This is a genomic window from Rhodococcus sp. NPDC057014, assembly GCF_042673295.1.
GTDB lineage: Bacteria > Actinomycetota > Actinomycetes > Mycobacteriales > Mycobacteriaceae > Rhodococcus_F.
This window is the reverse complement of record NZ_JBHUSF010000036.1, coordinates 1-14,499: the sequence shown is the minus strand read 5'-3', so window position 1 is coordinate 14,499 and position 14,499 is coordinate 1. Positions and strand designations below refer to the sequence as shown.

The following is a 14,499-nucleotide window of genomic DNA, read 5'->3' as shown; positions in this document are numbered from 1 at the left end:
CACCCGGCCCGAACTATTCGGTGCGGAGACCGGTCCCCGGCAACACGGCTGAGATCGGCGGCTCGTCCGCGTGTCGCGCCGAAGTTAAGTATCTTGAGATACCTCAGTATGTTTAACCGAAGGGACACCATGACCCGCACCATCGCAGTGGTCAACCACAAGGGCGGCTCGACCAAGACCACGAGCGCGGTCAACCTCGCCCAGGCCCTCGTCGAAGCCGGCTACACCGTCCGGGTCGTCGACCTCGACCCGCAGTGCAACGCCACCACCTGGCTCGGTGCCACGCCGGAAGCGGTCGACAACGATGTCCTGTCGGTACTCATGCTGGTGGCGAGCATCGAGGAAGCGACCACCATCACCGCGTCCGGGATTCACCTCATTCCTGCCACCAAGGAACTCGATTCCGTCGGGCCCTACTTCCTCAAGAAGCCCGGTGCGCACGGCATCCTCCGCAAGGCCCTCGCGAACGCCCCCGATGTCGACTTCAATCTCCTCGACTGCCCTGGAGACTTCGACCACCTGACCATCAGCGCACTCGTCGCCTGCACCGAGGTGCTCGCCGCTGTCATGACCGGAGCGATGGAACTCGAAGCGCTCATGCGCATCGAGAACTACATCACCCAGCAGGTCGAGCTGCTCAATCCCACCGCGCGGCTCAATCACATTCTGTGTGGCCGCGTCGAACTCGGCCAGGTCATCGACCAGCAGGTCCTCGCCGCGCTCCGTGAGACCTACCCCGATCAGACGATGCGCACCATCATCCCGAAGTCCGTCCGTGTCAGTGAGAGCTACAGCGCCGAAGAACCCGTCGTCAGGTGGGCACCGTCCTCCTCCGCATCACGCGCCTACCGCGACGCCGCCCAGGAACTCGTCGAAAGGATGCCCTGATGACCGCGACACGTAAGCCCGGCCTCGCCAGCAACCCCCTCGAACGCCGCGAACAGGCCCGCGCAGGCGCGCACCCCGACGGGACGTACTCGAGAACTCGTCGAAAGGACCTCCTGGTGGGCGTGACACGTGAGCCCGCACCCGCGAGCAACCCCCTCGAACGCCGTAAGCGGCGGCTGCCGAACCTCGTCGAACAGTGCGTGGACGTCGCACAGGTGGGAGCCCTCGGCGAAGACAAGATGACCGCGAAACGGGCCCCCGCAGGCAAGAAGCAGGTATCCGTCTCGATCGAGACCGCGAGGGTCGAGCACGGCAAGGACGCCGTCGCCGCCCTCGGCCACATCGCCGGCGCCCCCCACAGTTGGTCCGCCCTCGTCGACGAAGCCGTCGCCCACTACCTCGCCGTTCTCGAACGCAGGTACAACAACTGCGAACCCTTCCCCCAGCGCAACGCCGAAGTCGTCCGGAGACCACGCCGCTGAGCCGTCCCGCCGGATCGCCCGGTCGCTGATGACGCCTGCGCCCGAAGCGCCGGTGTCGGAAGAATTCTTCGAAAAATTCCGGGGCCGCGGTGTCCGATCGGGGTGGTGGCGTTCGTGGACGAGGTGAGGCCGCCCACGAGGGGCGGCGCCGAGGTAAAGGAACCGCGACCATGAAGCTCACCACCATGACCCAGGTCACCCTCGACGGAGTGATGCAGGGCAACGGCGGCGCGTCGGACGAGGACCGCAGAAACGGATTCGAGCGCGGCGGATGGGCCAGGGGCAAGGGCGACAACGAGACCCACGCGTTCATCAACCAGACCTACCAGCGCGCCGACGCGTTCCTGCTCGGTCGCCGGACCTACGAGCTGTTCGCCGGCTCCTGGGGGTCCTTGACGGAGCAGGACGTCCCCGGCTGGGAGCCCGTCATGCGGGCATTGAACGCACAGCCCAAGTACGTGGCTTCGACCACGCTCGCCGATCCCGAGTGGTCGGGTACCACCGTCCTGTCCGACGACCTCGCCACCTCCATCGCGGACCTGAAGGCCACACCGGGCGGTGAGCTGCAGGTGCACGGCAGCGGCGCCCTGACCCGGTGGTTGCTGCAGAACGATCTGGTCGACGAGATGACGCTGATCGTCGTGCCCGTGGTCCTCGGCCAGGGCGCGCGGTTGTTCCCGCAGGCCGGACCGGACCTTGCACTCGAGCTGGTGGAGTCGCGAGTCGACTCGAAGGGCGTGACGATCCAGGTCTTCCGGCCCGCCGGGCGCCCCCGGTACGCGACGGCGTGACGTCCCGGGCTCGCAGACACCGCCACGGCCACGGTCATCGACAACCGGGGTGAGCAACCGGTATTCAGCGACGGGCCGTTCGTGGAGTCGAAGGAGTACCTTGCCGGCGTCTGGGTGTGGGAGGCCCCCGATCTGGATGTGGCGCTCGGGCTCGCCACCGAGGCGTCGAAGATCTGCGATCGCAAGATCGAGGTGCGGCCGTTTCACTGAGCGACGCCCGCGAGGCGATCACCCGGGCTCACCACGAGGAGTGGGCCCGGGTAGTAGCCGCCCTGACCAGGCGGTTCGGCGACCTCGACATCGCCGAGGACGCGGCCGCCGAGGCGTTCGCGATCGCCGTCGAGCGGTGGCCGGCCGACGGTGTACCCCCAACCCCGGCGCCTGGCTCACCACCACCGCCAACCACAAGGCCATCGACCGGATCCGGCGCGAGAACAAGCGCGACGACAAGCACAGGGAGGCTCAGGTGGTGCACGACGACGACCCGCCCGAGCCGCTCGGCGCCATCGACGACGACCGGCTCCGGCTGATCTTCACCTGCTGTCACCCGGCGCTGGCGATGGAAACCCGCGCGGCGCTGACGTTGCGGATGGTCGGCGGTCTGACCGTGCCCGAAATCGCCCGCGCGTTCCTGGTGACCGAGGGTGCGATGGGGCGGCGGATCACCCGCGCGAAGGACAAGATCAAGGCGGCGCGAATCCCCTATCGAGTGCCGTCCGCCGACGATCTCCCCGTGCGGGTGTCCGGCGTTCTCGCTGTGCCGTTCCTCGTGTTCAACGAGGGCTACCTGGCCACCGGCCCCGACGCCGATCCGATCCGTGACGACCTGACCGCCGAGGCGATCCGGCTCACCCGCCTGATCCGGGACATGCTCCCCGACGATGGGGAGGTGGCCGGGTTGCTGGCGCTGATGCTCCTCACCGAGGCCCGTCGCACCGCGCGGGTGTCGGCGAGCGGCGAACTGGTCGCTCTCGACGAGCAGGACCGCGGGGCCTGGGACGCGGCGCTGATCGCCGAGGGGCACCGGCTGGTGCGCGAGCGCCTGGCCGCTGCCGCCGCCGGGGTGGCTCCGGGTCGCTACCAGATCCTCGCCGCGATCAACGCCGTCCACACCTCGGCCCGCGACATGCGCGACACCGACTGGTCGCAGATCCTCGCCCTCTACGACCAACTGGTCCGCATCGACCCCTCGCCGATCATCGCCCTCAACCGGGCCGTCGCGGTCGCCGAACTCGACGGCCCGGAGGTGGCATTGGCAACCGTCGACCGTCTCGAGGACACGTTGGCCGGCTATCACGCCTACCACGCCACCCGCGCCGACCTGCTCCGCCGGCTGGGTCGTGGTGAGCAGTCACGCGCCGCCTACGACAAAGCCATCGTTCTGGCGGGCAACACCGCGGAGACTGCCTACCTGACCCGGCGCCGCGACCAACTGCGGTAGCGCCCACCGATCCTGGCGATCGTGTTCACGATTGCGCCAGCATGGGGAAGAGGGCGATCGCGGAGACGGTGATGCCCGCTGCCCCGGCGACGACGCCCAACAGGGCCCGCAACGATGCTGCCTCGTCGTCGGCATCCGCGGACCGCGACGTTGCGAAAGCGCCGCAGACGACCGCGGCTGTTCCCAGGACGAAGCCGAGTCCGACCACCCAGAACGACGCAACGGAGACGGCCCCCAGGGCGATCGAGACGGCGGCCAACCGTGAACCGTGCTGTTGCCCTGTCTCGTTGGTGTCGAGGGAGGACGGCATGTAGTTGTCGGCACGGGGGCAGTGAGGGACGGCGGCGGTCATGATCCTCCTTCGTACGGTTGGCGCATCGGGTCTGCGGGCTCGGTCTGTGACGTATACCCCACCAAGAAATTAGCACTCATGCCGCGTGAGTGCTAGCTCTTTTTGCTAAGTAACATGCCTCGGCTGTGTGTCGGTCTCATCAGTGGTGTGCGAGATCCGGTCCATCGACGAAGATGTCGACGGTCAGTGGGTGCTCACCGCCGTATTTCGCGAAGTCGGATACCCCGGCCTCGGCGAGGACCTCGACGTCGAGGAGGGTCCTGCCGTTGTCGGTGCCGGCGGGGCGGCTGAGGAGTTCGATGGCCGCGTCGGCCATGATCTCGGGTGAACGCGAGTGGTGCAGGCTCTGCCTGCCGCCGAGCAGATTGCCGACAGCCGCGGTGGCGATCGTGGTCTGCGGCCACAGGCAGTTACTGGACAGGTTCGTGTTCCGGTATTCGGCTGCGATGCCCAACGCTGCCAACGTCATTCCGTACTTCGCCAGCATGTAGCCCGGGTGCGCGCCCAGCCACTGCTGTGACAGGTTCAGGGGCGGTGACAACGTCATCACGTGCGGGTTGGCGGACTTCTGAAGATACGGCAGGCAGGCGCGAGTCAACGCGAAGGTCCCCCGAACGTTGACCTGCTGCATCAGATCGAAACGTTTGAGTGTGAGGTCTTCGGTCGGTGACAGGTCGAGCACGCTCGCGTTGTTGATCACGATGTCGATGCCGCCGAAGCGGTCGACGGCGAGATCGACGGCCCGCGCGATGTCGTCGTCATTGCGGACGTCTCCCACCGCGGGCAGGGCGTGTCCGCCGAGTTCGGTCAACTCGGCGACCGCGGTGTGGATGGTTCCCGGCAGTCGGGGATCGGGGGTGTCGGTCTTCGCCAGCAGGACGAGGTTCCCGCCCCGTTCGGCGAGTGCGCGCGCGATCGCGAGGCCGATGCCGCGGCTCCCTCCGGACATGACCGTGGTTGTTCCTCGGAAGCTGTTGGGGTCGTTCAAGGTTGAATTCCTTCGTCTGTGACGGTCTGTGAGGAGTGGGGGTGACCGAACGACTCCACGATAGGGAACTCCTGCACCTGTGACGACGTCCCGGAGGAATCAAGAATGCCCGCCTATTTGTCCGGAGGGGACAAATCGTGGCGAAGGCGGGCGTCGAGGAAAATCGGTCCCCGATTCGCAAATATCCAGGTAGGAAACGCCTGAGATGAGGGTTGGGGGATTCGTCGTCCATCGGTGCCGAAGATGGTTATTGTCTTCCTATGGCATCGAACGAGGAACGAGTGTCACTGCTCGTTGCCGGGATCGCGCGTTCGCTCAACCAGCGGCTGGTGTCTCTGACCGCCGACATCACCGGCGTGCTCTACGCGGAGATCCCGGATCTGCGGGCAGATCGACAGTTGTTCGATCTGCTGGGAGCGAGCGTGGAGGGCAACCTCGACACCATCTTCCACACCCTGCAGCACAACATCGCTCCCGAGGATCTGGACGCGCCGGCCGCGGCCGTGGAGTACGCGAGAAGGCTCGCCCAGCACGGTGTCCCCGTCAACGCGCTGGTTCGCGCATACCGGCTGGGGCAAACCAATCTGCTCGGACTGGTCTTCGAAGAGTTGCGTGCAGCGTCGGTGCAGCCGGAACTCAGCATGCCGGTGCTCGAACGCATCATCACGGTGATGTCGGTCTACATCGACAGAGTGTCACAGCAGGTCGTGGCCGTGTACGAGCGCGAAAGGGAACGGTGGCTCGCTCATCGGAGCAGCGTCCGGGCCGTGCGTGTTCAGGAGATTCTGGCGGGCAACGCACCTCCCGATGCAGGCGCCGCCCTGGGTTATGTGCTGCAGCAGAGTCACCTGGCCGCGATCTTCTGGAGCTCGGACTCTGACTCGGGCGACATGCTGTCCCGAATCGAATCTGCTGCACACGATTTCGCGAGCCAAGTGGGCGCGGTAGCCGACCCGCTGTTCGTGGCCGCTGACCGAGTGACCGGCTGGGTGTGGATTCCACTCGGCTCACGATCCCGCGTCGAGCGGGCGCGGGAGGACATGTGCGACTTCCTCGAGCGGCGGCATCCCGGGCTGGTCGTGGCGCTCGGTGCCGCGGCCGGAGGAATCGACGGTTTCCGGCAGTCCCACGGTCAAGCACAACGTGCGCGAGCCGTGGCCATTGCGGCGGGGCAGAGCGCACCGCTCGTGACCGCATACGACGAACCCGGAGTACCGACGGTTGCCCTGCTGATCGAGGATCTGGGCGCCACCCGCGCCTGGGTGCGCGGTGTTCTGCACGGACTCGCCGCCGACAACGAGAACTCGGCCAGGTTGCGCGAGACCCTGCGGGTCTATCTCGCCCACAACCTGAGCAACGTCGCTGCAGGGAAAGAGCTTGATCTGCACCACAACTCGGTGAAGTACCGCGTGAAGCGGGCAGCCGAAGTGCGGGGCAAGGACTTCTCCGGAGATCGCCTGGACGTCGAACTCGCACTGCTCGTGTGCCAATGGCTGGGACCCGCGGTCCTGATCCCGGACTGAGCCGCCCGGCACCGCGGCGGGTGACTCGCGTCTTGACACGGCGTCAGCCGCGACGTTTGACTGATCATGAGTTATCTCGCCGGATGGAGTTCTGGGAGGTTGACGTATGCGCGGCACAGGTTCGGCGGAACATCGACGCGGAGCAACCCCCCACCGCCGGATGTTCTCGGTACTGGCACTGGTGGGGGTGTGCCTTCTCTCCCTGGCAACGGCCCGGACGGCAGGCGGTGACCCGGCCGTGGACACCGGGTTCGCGGTTCCCTTTTCCGGGGCACCCGGCTACGAGCACCTGGCGCCGACGCAGGTGACCGGCGCGGGTCAGCTCAACGCGCCGCTCGGTCAGCAGGTGGCGGACGAGATCGCCGGTCGGATCGGGCTCGACCGGTCCGACGCGCTGTCCGAGCAGCAGTATCGCGACCTCATCACCGGCGGCGGAGTCGGCGGCAGCAGCGACGCCGCCGAGGTGATCGATGCGTGCGCCCGGATCCTCACCAACACGAACGACCGGCCCCTCTATTCCGACGTCGACGGCCGCACCACACCGTCGGTTCTGGCCAGCTACGGGCTCTACGTGAACCCCGGTGGACTGCTGGAAAGTCCGGCCAACGCGGACGCGCCTACGCGGCAGGTGAACTCGTTGATCGCTCCCGGCGGTTTCGTCGGCACCTGGCTGAGGAACAACGGTGCGACACACACTCTGATAGCGCTGTACGAGTCGGCGTACACCGTGCAAGTGGCCTATGGCTTTGCAGCGCAACAGATTTCAGGTGCGGCTCAACTGGTGACCAACACCAAGGGCGGTGTGAGCGCGGAGGTCGGCATGTCGATGGCGCCGCCGCTGTGGATAGTGAACTTCGCGCTGCTCTACATCTTGCAGCCTTCTCTGGCGGCCGCGATGCCCGCCTACTGGGCTCCCATTCCTGCGGCGGTTGCCGACGCCGTCCGGGCGAGCCCCACCGGTCAGGTTCCGTTCAGCGACTATGCGTCCTACTTTCAGTGATGTCGGCGGGCCGCGACCCATCGCGCCGCTGCGAAACCGGATTTTGTGGAGGTACCTTGGTCGGAGGCGCGCGTGAGATGAAAGTGACGGCTTCATGGCTCCCGGTGACAGGACGAATGCGGGAAACCTTCCGCACGAGCTGACGAGTTTCGTCGGCCGTCGCCGTGAGGTCGGCGAGGTTCGCCGTCTGCTGTCGGTGTCGAGGCTCGTGACGTTGACCGGCATCGGGGGTGTCGGGAAGACCAGGCTCGCGCTCCGCGTCGCCGCCGATTCTTCGCGCGCGTTCGAGGACGGTGTGTGGCTGGTCGAGTTGGGGGAGGTGTACGAACCGGGTGCGGTCGTCGACGCGGCGCTGTCGGCGTTGGGGCTGCGCGAGGGGGCGAGCGCCGCACCCGAGGCACTGCTCGCCGAGTACCTCGAACCGCGGAAGCTGCTGCTCGTGCTGGACAACTGTGAGCATCTCGTCGAACCGGCCGCCGACCTGGCCCGCCCACTCCTCCGCGCGTGCCCGGAACTTCGGGTGCTCGCGACCAGCCGGGAACCTCTCGGCATCGGGGGAGAAGCGGTGTTCCGGGTGCCACCCCTGACCATGCCGGACCCCCACCGCGAGGCCCGGGCCGGTGGCGATTTCGACCACTACGAGTCGATGAACCTGTTCGCCGAACGCGCGGCGATGGCGGTCCCGGGCTTCGCCATCACCGAGAGCAACGAGGATGTGGTGGCGAGGATCTGCCGTCGCCTGGACGGTCTGCCCCTCGCGATCGAACTGGCGGCGGTCCGGCTGCGAGCGATGTCGGAGGATCAGATCCTGCGCCGGCTGACGGACCGGTACGGTCTGCTGACCACGGGCAGTCGTGGCGCGCCGGTCCGGCAGCAGACCCTGGCCTGGTGTATCGACTGGAGTCACGAGTTGTGCTCGCCCGCCGAGCGGGAGTTGTGGGGCCGGCTGGCGGTCTTCTTCGGCAGTTTCGCGCTCGACGCCGTCGAAGGCATCTGCGCCCACACCTCGGCGGCGGACCAGGTGGTCGATGTGGTGGGGTCGTTGATCGACAAATCGATTCTTATTCGGGAAGAGGCCGGTGGAGCGGTGCGGTACCGGCTGCTCGAGACGTTGCGTGATTACGGTACGGAACGGTTGCAGGAGACCGGGGAGTTCGCATCGCTGCTGCGACGGCACCGGGACTGGTACGAACACCTGGTGCTGCGGGCGGAGGCCGAATGGATCAGCTCGCGGCAGGTGGGCTGGCTGGTGCGTCTGGACGCGGAACTGCCGAATGTCCGTGCGGCACTGCAGTTCTGCCTGACCGGACCGACCGAGGCGGGTGCGGGGCTGCGGATGGCGGCGGCGTTGTACCCGTATTGGCGGGTGCGGGGCCGGCTGCGGGAAGGCATGCGGTGGCTCGCGCAGCTTCTGGCGGTTCGGGGCGGCACGGCCGATGTGGAGCGGATCAAGGCGTTGTACGTGCTCAGCGCGCTGTCCGGGCTCAACGGCGATCCGGACGCGTCGGCGCTGTATGCCGAGCGTGGGGCCGCGATGGCGGAGGAGCTCGGTGATCGTCTCGGCGGGGCGCTGATGGCCGATGCCGCGGGTTGGCATGCTCTGTTCACCGGCCAGTCCGCGGCAGCGTGCGAGTATTTCGAATCCTCGCTCCCGGTGTTCCGGGAGGACGGCAACCCGCTGTATCTGATGTGGTCGCTGCTCGGGCTCGCGCTGGCCGGTGACGCCGCCGGAGACCGTGCTCGGAGTGAGGAGTGTCAGCGGGAGATCCTGGCGGTCACCGAGTCGCGGGGCGAATCCGTGTACCGGGGGTGGTCGCTGTGGGGTGCGGCGATGGGGGCGTGGCGGCGGGGCGAGGGGCCCCGTGCGAAGGATCTGGTGACGCGGGGGTTGCAGCTCGCGCGGCTGGTGGACGACCGCATCAGTGCGATGGGGTGCCTGGAACTTCTGTCGTGGATCGCGGTGGACGACGGGGCGCCGCGACGCGCGGCCAGGTTGATGGGAGCCACCGAGGCCCTTGCCCGCACGGTGGGGAGTCAGAGCACGATTTTCCCGAACGCACACCTCGAGCACGCCCGGTTCGAGCAGGAGGCGAGGAAAGCGATCGGTGACCGCGGGTTCGAGGCGGAGTTCCGCCAGGGCCTCGGAACGCGGTTCGACGATGCCGCGGCGTATGCGCTCGAGGAGGCGGGACCTTCCGACAGCTCGGCCGCGCCGGGGTCCACCAGTCTCACCCGCCGCGAGCACGAGGTCGCCGAACTCGTCGCCGAAGGCCTGACGAACAAGGCGATCGCGGCCAGGCTGGTCATCTCGCAACGCACCGCGCAGGGGCATGTGGAACACATCCTGTCCAAACTGGGCTTCAACTCCCGTGCGCAGATCGCGGCGTGGAGCATCGAGCAGAAGCGCGGCGAGTAACGCTGGTCGCACGCCTACACCCTGCCGAAGGGTCTGTCGGCACCCCCTACGATTCTCCGGGTGACCGATTACGACGATCTCGACATGTTCGGTGGCCTCGACGCCTCCACCCTGCCATCGCGCCAGCAGCTGATTCTGGCCACGATCCGGGACTGGGTGGCGGCACACGGCTGCTCGCCGAGCACCCGGCAGATCGGGGATGCGGTGGGCCTGCGGTCGACGTCGTCGGTGTCCAAGCACCTGAAGAGTCTCGAGGAGAAGGGTTTTCTCCAGCGGGGCGCGGCCATGGCTCGGCAATTGGACGTGCGCCCGTTCCTGTCCGATTCGAAGCAGGGACGCTCGTCCGACAACAACGTGACGGTGCCGGTGGTCGGCGATATCGCCGCCGGCGCGCCGATCCTCGCGGAGGAGCACGCCGACGAGATGCTGACGCTCCCTCGTGAACTCGTCGGCTCCGGCACGGTGTTCGGGCTACGGGTGCGCGGCGAGTCGATGATCGACGCCGCGATCTGCGACGGCGACGTCGTCGTGGTGCGCCGCCAGGACGAGGCCCATTCCGGTGAGATCGTCGCCGCGATGATCGAGGGCGAGGCCACGGTGAAGGTGCTCCGGCGCCGCGACGGCCACGTCTTCCTCGAGCCCCGCAACCCTGCCTACACCGTCATCGACGGCGACGAAGCAGTCGTCCTGGGCAAGGTGGTCTCCGTGATGCGGCGGATCTGAGAACGCTCTCAGCGGCGACGATCCGTCGGCCACGGCCCGCCCCGGAGCGGCCGGTCGGCGAGGACACGCGACTCGTTGTCACGAAACCGTGGTTCGTAGTGGTGGAAGAACACCGTGCCGACCAGGTCTCGTCGGCTGTGCACACCGGTCTTGTCGAAGATGCTCTTGAGGTGTTGCTGGACGGTGTGCGCGGACACGGAAAGTTCGGTCGAGATCTGCGACGTCGACGCCCCCTGCAGCACGAGGGTGGTGACCTCCTTCTCCCGCTCGGTCAGCCCGTACGCGGACATCAACAGGGGATGGAGCCGACTCGGATGCGCGGGTTCGACGATCACGGCGATCCGCCGTCGCCCCGTGGAGGAGAGGCACGCACCGTGAAGCACCACCCAGGATCCCGAGCGTGAGAGCACCCGGGAGAGCGCGACCTCGCCGAGGTGATCGCGGTCTTCTGCCGAGCGCAGCGCACGGGCGGCGAGGGTGATCACCGCGGGCGGCAGCTCGCCGCGGTCCCAGTTTCCGCCGGGGAGGTCCGCCATCCACCGGTCGACACCCGGGGTGGCCGATTCGACGTCCCACTGGTCGTCGAGCACGATCAGTCCCGGCGAATCGGAGTACTCCGGTTCCGCGGCCTGCCCGCACAGCAGTGCGCGGCGGGCGCCGCCGGCCAGAACCGGCGAAATCTCTGCGAGAAAGGACTTCTCGGATTCGGTGAACATCGGCATGCCTTCGGCGCGGTAGAGGGACAGCGCTCCCCAGGTCTCGCCCGAGCGGGTGCGGAGGCGGGCGATCAACTCCTGATCTCCGCCGAGCGTGCGGTTCCGGCGCCAGCGCGGGCTGTGCGACGGATCACCGCCGGCGGCATCGTGCAGGGTGGAAAGTCCAGTGGCCGAACGCATCACGCCGGGTACGGACTGGACGTCGTCCTCGTAGTACTCGGCGGCCAGCCATTCGCCGGGGAACTCGTCCATGCCGAGGTGGTAATGGCTGGTCATCAGCAACGACACCGGATCGAGTGTGAACCAGCAGGGGGTCCAGAAGTAGGGAACCACCCCGGCAACGACTTCGGACGCGTCCTGCCACAACGCGATCAGGCCGCGCGGTGCGGCGCACAACTGTGCGATCTTGTCCGCCGCGCACCGCACCGAATCCACGCTCACCCGTCAATGGTACGAGTCCGGATCGGTCGCCGGAAATACCACATTTGTGGAATGGTGCCCCTGCCGTGCCGCGCATAGCGTCGGTGACATGTCCACATCCGAAACCGCGACCGTCCGTCTGAGCCCGCCGCCGCCCGCACTGATGCGGCTCGTGAATCCGGTGGTGCGGCGTGTGCTCACGACCCGGTGGGCGGGCCGGCGAATCCGACGCCAGGGATTGATCGAGTTCACCGGGCGCCGCACCGGCCGCACCCTGCGTGTGCCGGTGTGCCTTCACGACGTCGACGGTGAGACGCTGATCTTCACCGAGCGGCCGTGGCGGTTCAACTTCGACGGTGGTGCAGCCGTGACGGTGACCCGACACGGCCGCGTCCGACGGGGCCGTGCCCTGCTGCTCGACGTCACGCCCGCCGAAGCCGGCGCAGCGTTCCGGGCGGCTCTCGACGACGGGGCCTCGCCGTTCGAACTGGGTCTGAAGGTTTCCCGTGGATACGTCCCCTCCGCAGCCGACCTGGCCGGGATCGCCAGGTCGTTGATCCGCGTCGACTACGATCAGTGAGGAGAAATCTCATGCGTATCAACAGAATACGGAACGACATCGCGGTTCTCGGCGATGCACTGGAAGTGCCCGGAATAGGGCATCTGCCGGTGAACGCCTACGTTCTGCTGGCCGCTGAGCCCGTCGTCATCGACACCGGACTGAGTCTGCCCGGCCGGGGGTTCATGGACGCACTCGGAACCGTGCTCGACCCTGCCGACGTCGAATGGGTGTGGTTGACCCACCCGGACCGCGATCACACCGGCGCACTGTTCGACTTGCTCGATCAGGCGCCGCACGCGCGCCTGATCACCACGTTCGCCGCGATGGGCATCATGTCGTGCGAACGGCCCGTCCCGTTGGACCGGGTGTACCTGCTCAACCCGGGACAATCCCTCGACGTCGGCGATCGCCGGCTGACCGCGCTGCGCCCGCCGCTGTTCGACAATCCGAGCACGGTCGGCTGCTACGACGACCGCAGCGGGTCCTACTTCTCGTCCGATTGCTTCGGGGCGCCGATGGAGACCGCCGAACTCGCCACCGCCGACGACGTCGGCTACTGCGTTCCGGGCGTGGTCCGCGCCGCCCAGCACCTGTGGGCCACCGTGGACAGTCCCTGGGTGCACTCGGTGGACGAAGCGAAATTCTCGGCCACCGTGGCGACGTTGCGGGATCTGAACCCCCGGCGAATACTCGGCACTCACCTGCCGCCCGCGGAGGGGCGCACCGCCGAATACCTCGAGATGCTCGCCGCGGCCCCGCAGGCCGATCCCTTCGTCGGGCCCGACCAGGCGGCACTCGAACAGATGCTGGCGGGCTTCGAACCCGCCCACTGACAATCCCGCCCACTGATAATGTTGCCGACCTCGTGTAAACAAAGGTCGACGGGACAGGTACATAATGGGAAGATGAGCGAATGGCACCGCCTATGACGACGCCACCGGCGGAGGACGTTCTGGTCGAGGCACTGCACGCCGCGGACTCCCGCACGGCCGGTGCGGCGCAGGCGGTGGTCGCTCGACTCATCCGCGAGGGCTCGCTGGTGTCGGGAACCCGGCTGCCGACGATCCGGGACCTGGCACAACGGTCGGGGCTGAGCACCCGCGCCGTGGTGGCCGCCTGGAGCGGCCTGCGCCGCGACGGCCTGATCGAGACCAACCGGCGCGGTGGCACCGTGGTCGCGCAGCTCGAGTCCCTGCGCGGTGGCGCAGTGTCTTGGTCGGATCGCGATCTGCTCACCAGCAGCCCCGACTACGCACTCCAGCCCGACCTGGCCACCGCGATGCTGGCGGGACTGCAGACCGATCAGATCAATCGGCCCGGGCGGGCATACATCACCGACCGTCTGCGTGAGGTGGTCGTCGAGGGGTGGCCCTTCGAGGCAGAGGCGTTCGTCGCGGCTGGCGGCGGCTCGGAGGGTCTGCTGCTCGCCGTGGAGGCGGCCGCGCCGGCGGGAGCGCTGATCGCCGTCGAGGAACCGGTGATGCCCGGTTTCCTCGACACCTTGACCGAGGTCGGGTTTTCGGTGGTCGGAGTCGAATCGGACGAGGACGGCGCCGTCGCCGCATCCCTGGCCGCGGCGCTCGCCCGCGAGCCCGCCGTCGTCGTGCTGCAACCGGAAGGGGCGTATTCGGCGGCCGGCACGCTGACATCCGAGCGCGCACACGAACTCGCCGGCACACTCGAAGCCGCTGCCTACGGCGGGTGGATCGTCGAGGACGACGCTGTCGGTCCCCTCGCCCGTGAGCAGGCTCCGTCGATGGGCAGCTACTTCCCCGAGCGGACGGTCCGGGTGCGCAGTTACTGCAAGGCATTCGGCATGGACATCAAGACGTGCGTGATCGGCGGCAGCGCCGAACTGGTCGACCGGGCGATCAATACCCGGGTGCACGGAATCTCGGCCAACAGCCGGATCCTGCAGGACGCATTGGCTCATCTGGTCACGGACCCGGACGCCGCGGCGCTCGTCGAGACTGCCCGCGCGTGCTACGAGTGGCGGCGCACCGGATTGGTCACGGCCCTGGCGGAGCGTGGCGCGGTGGCGCGTTCGGGCCCGAACAGCCTGGTCGTCTGGGTCGAGGTCAAGAACGAGACGGGAACGTTGATCGAGTTGGCCCGCAAGGGAATCGTCGTCGGCGCCGGCAGCAAATCCCATGTGGCGCCGAAGCGGAGCGGTCTGTTACCGGTCGCGGTCCCGCAG

The 14,499-nt window shown here is 67.7% G+C and carries 14 protein-coding genes and 1 pseudogene; 12 read left to right on the top strand and 3 right to left on the bottom strand.

The window, feature by feature from the left end:
* The first annotated feature begins 129 nt into the window (after positions 1–129).
* The 5 genes and pseudogenes from ACFTZB_RS10590 to ACFTZB_RS10570 all read left to right on the top strand — a co-directional run bounded on the left by ACFTZB_RS10590 (position 130) and on the right by ACFTZB_RS10570 (position 3,602).
* The gene (locus ACFTZB_RS10590; protein WP_378431475.1) at positions 130–888 is read left to right on the top strand and encodes a ParA family protein; all 759 of its coding nucleotides are present in this window, start codon (positions 130–132) and stop codon (positions 886–888) included.
* Entirely contained in the window at positions 888–1,370 is a 483-nt protein-coding gene (locus ACFTZB_RS10585) for a hypothetical protein (RefSeq protein ID WP_378431474.1), read from the top strand. The genes ACFTZB_RS10590 and ACFTZB_RS10585 overlap by 1 nt, the downstream gene beginning before the upstream one ends.
* 170 nt (positions 1,371–1,540) lie before the next feature.
* A complete protein-coding gene (locus ACFTZB_RS10580; protein ID WP_378431473.1) occupies positions 1,541–2,161 on the top strand; it encodes a dihydrofolate reductase family protein in 621 nt (206 codons plus the stop codon).
* Positions 2,162–2,197: 36 nt separating this feature from the next.
* Positions 2,198–2,371: a YciI family protein gene (locus ACFTZB_RS10575; protein ID WP_378431510.1), complete on the top strand. Its 174-nt coding sequence runs from the start codon at positions 2,198–2,200 to the stop codon at positions 2,369–2,371.
* A pseudogene (locus tag ACFTZB_RS10570) lies at positions 2,368–3,602 on the top strand (RNA polymerase sigma factor). Before ACFTZB_RS10575 ends, ACFTZB_RS10570 begins: the two are co-directional and overlap by 4 nt.
* Positions 3,603–3,627: 25 nt before the next feature.
* Here the strand turns inward: ACFTZB_RS10570 and ACFTZB_RS10565 are convergent.
* Entirely contained in the window at positions 3,628–3,954 is a 327-nt protein-coding gene (locus tag ACFTZB_RS10565) for a hypothetical protein (RefSeq protein WP_378431472.1), read from the bottom strand.
* 139 nt (positions 3,955–4,093) lie between these two features.
* Entirely contained in the window at positions 4,094–4,942 is an 849-nt protein-coding gene (locus ACFTZB_RS10560) for an SDR family oxidoreductase (protein ID WP_378431471.1), read from the bottom strand.
* 260 nt (positions 4,943–5,202) lie between these two features.
* Between ACFTZB_RS10560 and ACFTZB_RS10555 the strand changes: the two genes are divergently transcribed.
* From ACFTZB_RS10555 to lexA, 4 genes are all read left to right on the top strand, one after another.
* Positions 5,203–6,465, top strand: a complete 1,263-nt coding sequence (locus ACFTZB_RS10555; RefSeq protein WP_378431470.1) for a PucR family transcriptional regulator — start codon at positions 5,203–5,205, stop codon at positions 6,463–6,465.
* A 106-nt stretch (positions 6,466–6,571) separates the two neighbouring features.
* Complete coding sequence (locus ACFTZB_RS10550) at positions 6,572–7,465, top strand: hypothetical protein (RefSeq protein ID WP_378431469.1); 894 nt, start codon at positions 6,572–6,574, stop codon at positions 7,463–7,465.
* A 94-nt stretch (positions 7,466–7,559) separates the two neighbouring features.
* Positions 7,560–9,881, top strand: coding sequence for an ATP-binding protein (locus ACFTZB_RS10545; RefSeq protein WP_378431468.1), 2,322 nt, complete (start codon positions 7,560–7,562; stop codon positions 9,879–9,881).
* Between the two features lie 60 nt (positions 9,882–9,941).
* Entirely contained in the window at positions 9,942–10,604 is a 663-nt protein-coding gene (gene lexA, locus ACFTZB_RS10540) for a transcriptional repressor LexA (protein ID WP_378431467.1), read from the top strand.
* An 8-nt stretch (positions 10,605–10,612) separates the two neighbouring features.
* Here the strand turns inward: lexA and ACFTZB_RS10535 are convergent, their stop codons facing one another.
* Entirely contained in the window at positions 10,613–11,761 is a 1,149-nt protein-coding gene (locus tag ACFTZB_RS10535; protein ID WP_378431466.1) for a LuxR C-terminal-related transcriptional regulator, read from the bottom strand.
* Positions 11,762–11,849: 88 nt separating this feature from the next.
* On the opposite strand from ACFTZB_RS10535, the gene ACFTZB_RS10530 reads away from it, so the two are divergent.
* The 3 genes from ACFTZB_RS10530 to ACFTZB_RS10520 form a co-directional block, all read left to right on the top strand.
* Complete coding sequence (locus ACFTZB_RS10530; protein ID WP_378431465.1) at positions 11,850–12,320, top strand: grhN; 471 nt, start codon at positions 11,850–11,852, stop codon at positions 12,318–12,320.
* A gap of 11 nt (positions 12,321–12,331) precedes the next feature.
* On the top strand, positions 12,332–13,135 hold the full coding sequence (locus ACFTZB_RS10525) for an MBL fold metallo-hydrolase (protein ID WP_378431463.1): 804 nt from the start codon (positions 12,332–12,334) through the stop codon (positions 13,133–13,135).
* Between the two features lie 92 nt (positions 13,136–13,227).
* A partial coding sequence (locus tag ACFTZB_RS10520; protein WP_378431462.1) for an aminotransferase class I/II-fold pyridoxal phosphate-dependent enzyme occupies positions 13,228–14,499 on the top strand: 1,272 nt, incomplete at its 3' end.

Coding starts and splice junctions, on each gene's coding strand:
- ACFTZB_RS10590 (WP_378431475.1), top strand. CDS start 130: ATGACCCGCACCATCGCAGTGGTCAACCACAAGGGCGGCTCGACCAAG.
- ACFTZB_RS10585 (WP_378431474.1), top strand. CDS start 888: ATGACCGCGACACGTAAGCCCGGCCTCGCCAGCAACCCCCTCGAACGC.
- ACFTZB_RS10580 (WP_378431473.1), top strand. CDS start 1,541: ATGAAGCTCACCACCATGACCCAGGTCACCCTCGACGGAGTGATGCAG.
- ACFTZB_RS10565 (WP_378431472.1), bottom strand. CDS start 3,954: ATGACCGCCGCCGTCCCTCACTGCCCCCGTGCCGACAACTACATGCCG.
- ACFTZB_RS10555 (WP_378431470.1), top strand. CDS start 5,203: ATGGCATCGAACGAGGAACGAGTGTCACTGCTCGTTGCCGGGATCGCG.
- ACFTZB_RS10550 (WP_378431469.1), top strand. CDS start 6,572: ATGCGCGGCACAGGTTCGGCGGAACATCGACGCGGAGCAACCCCCCAC.
- ACFTZB_RS10545 (WP_378431468.1), top strand. CDS start 7,560: ATGGCTCCCGGTGACAGGACGAATGCGGGAAACCTTCCGCACGAGCTG.
- ACFTZB_RS10530 (WP_378431465.1), top strand. CDS start 11,850: ATGTCCACATCCGAAACCGCGACCGTCCGTCTGAGCCCGCCGCCGCCC.
- ACFTZB_RS10525 (WP_378431463.1), top strand. CDS start 12,332: ATGCGTATCAACAGAATACGGAACGACATCGCGGTTCTCGGCGATGCA.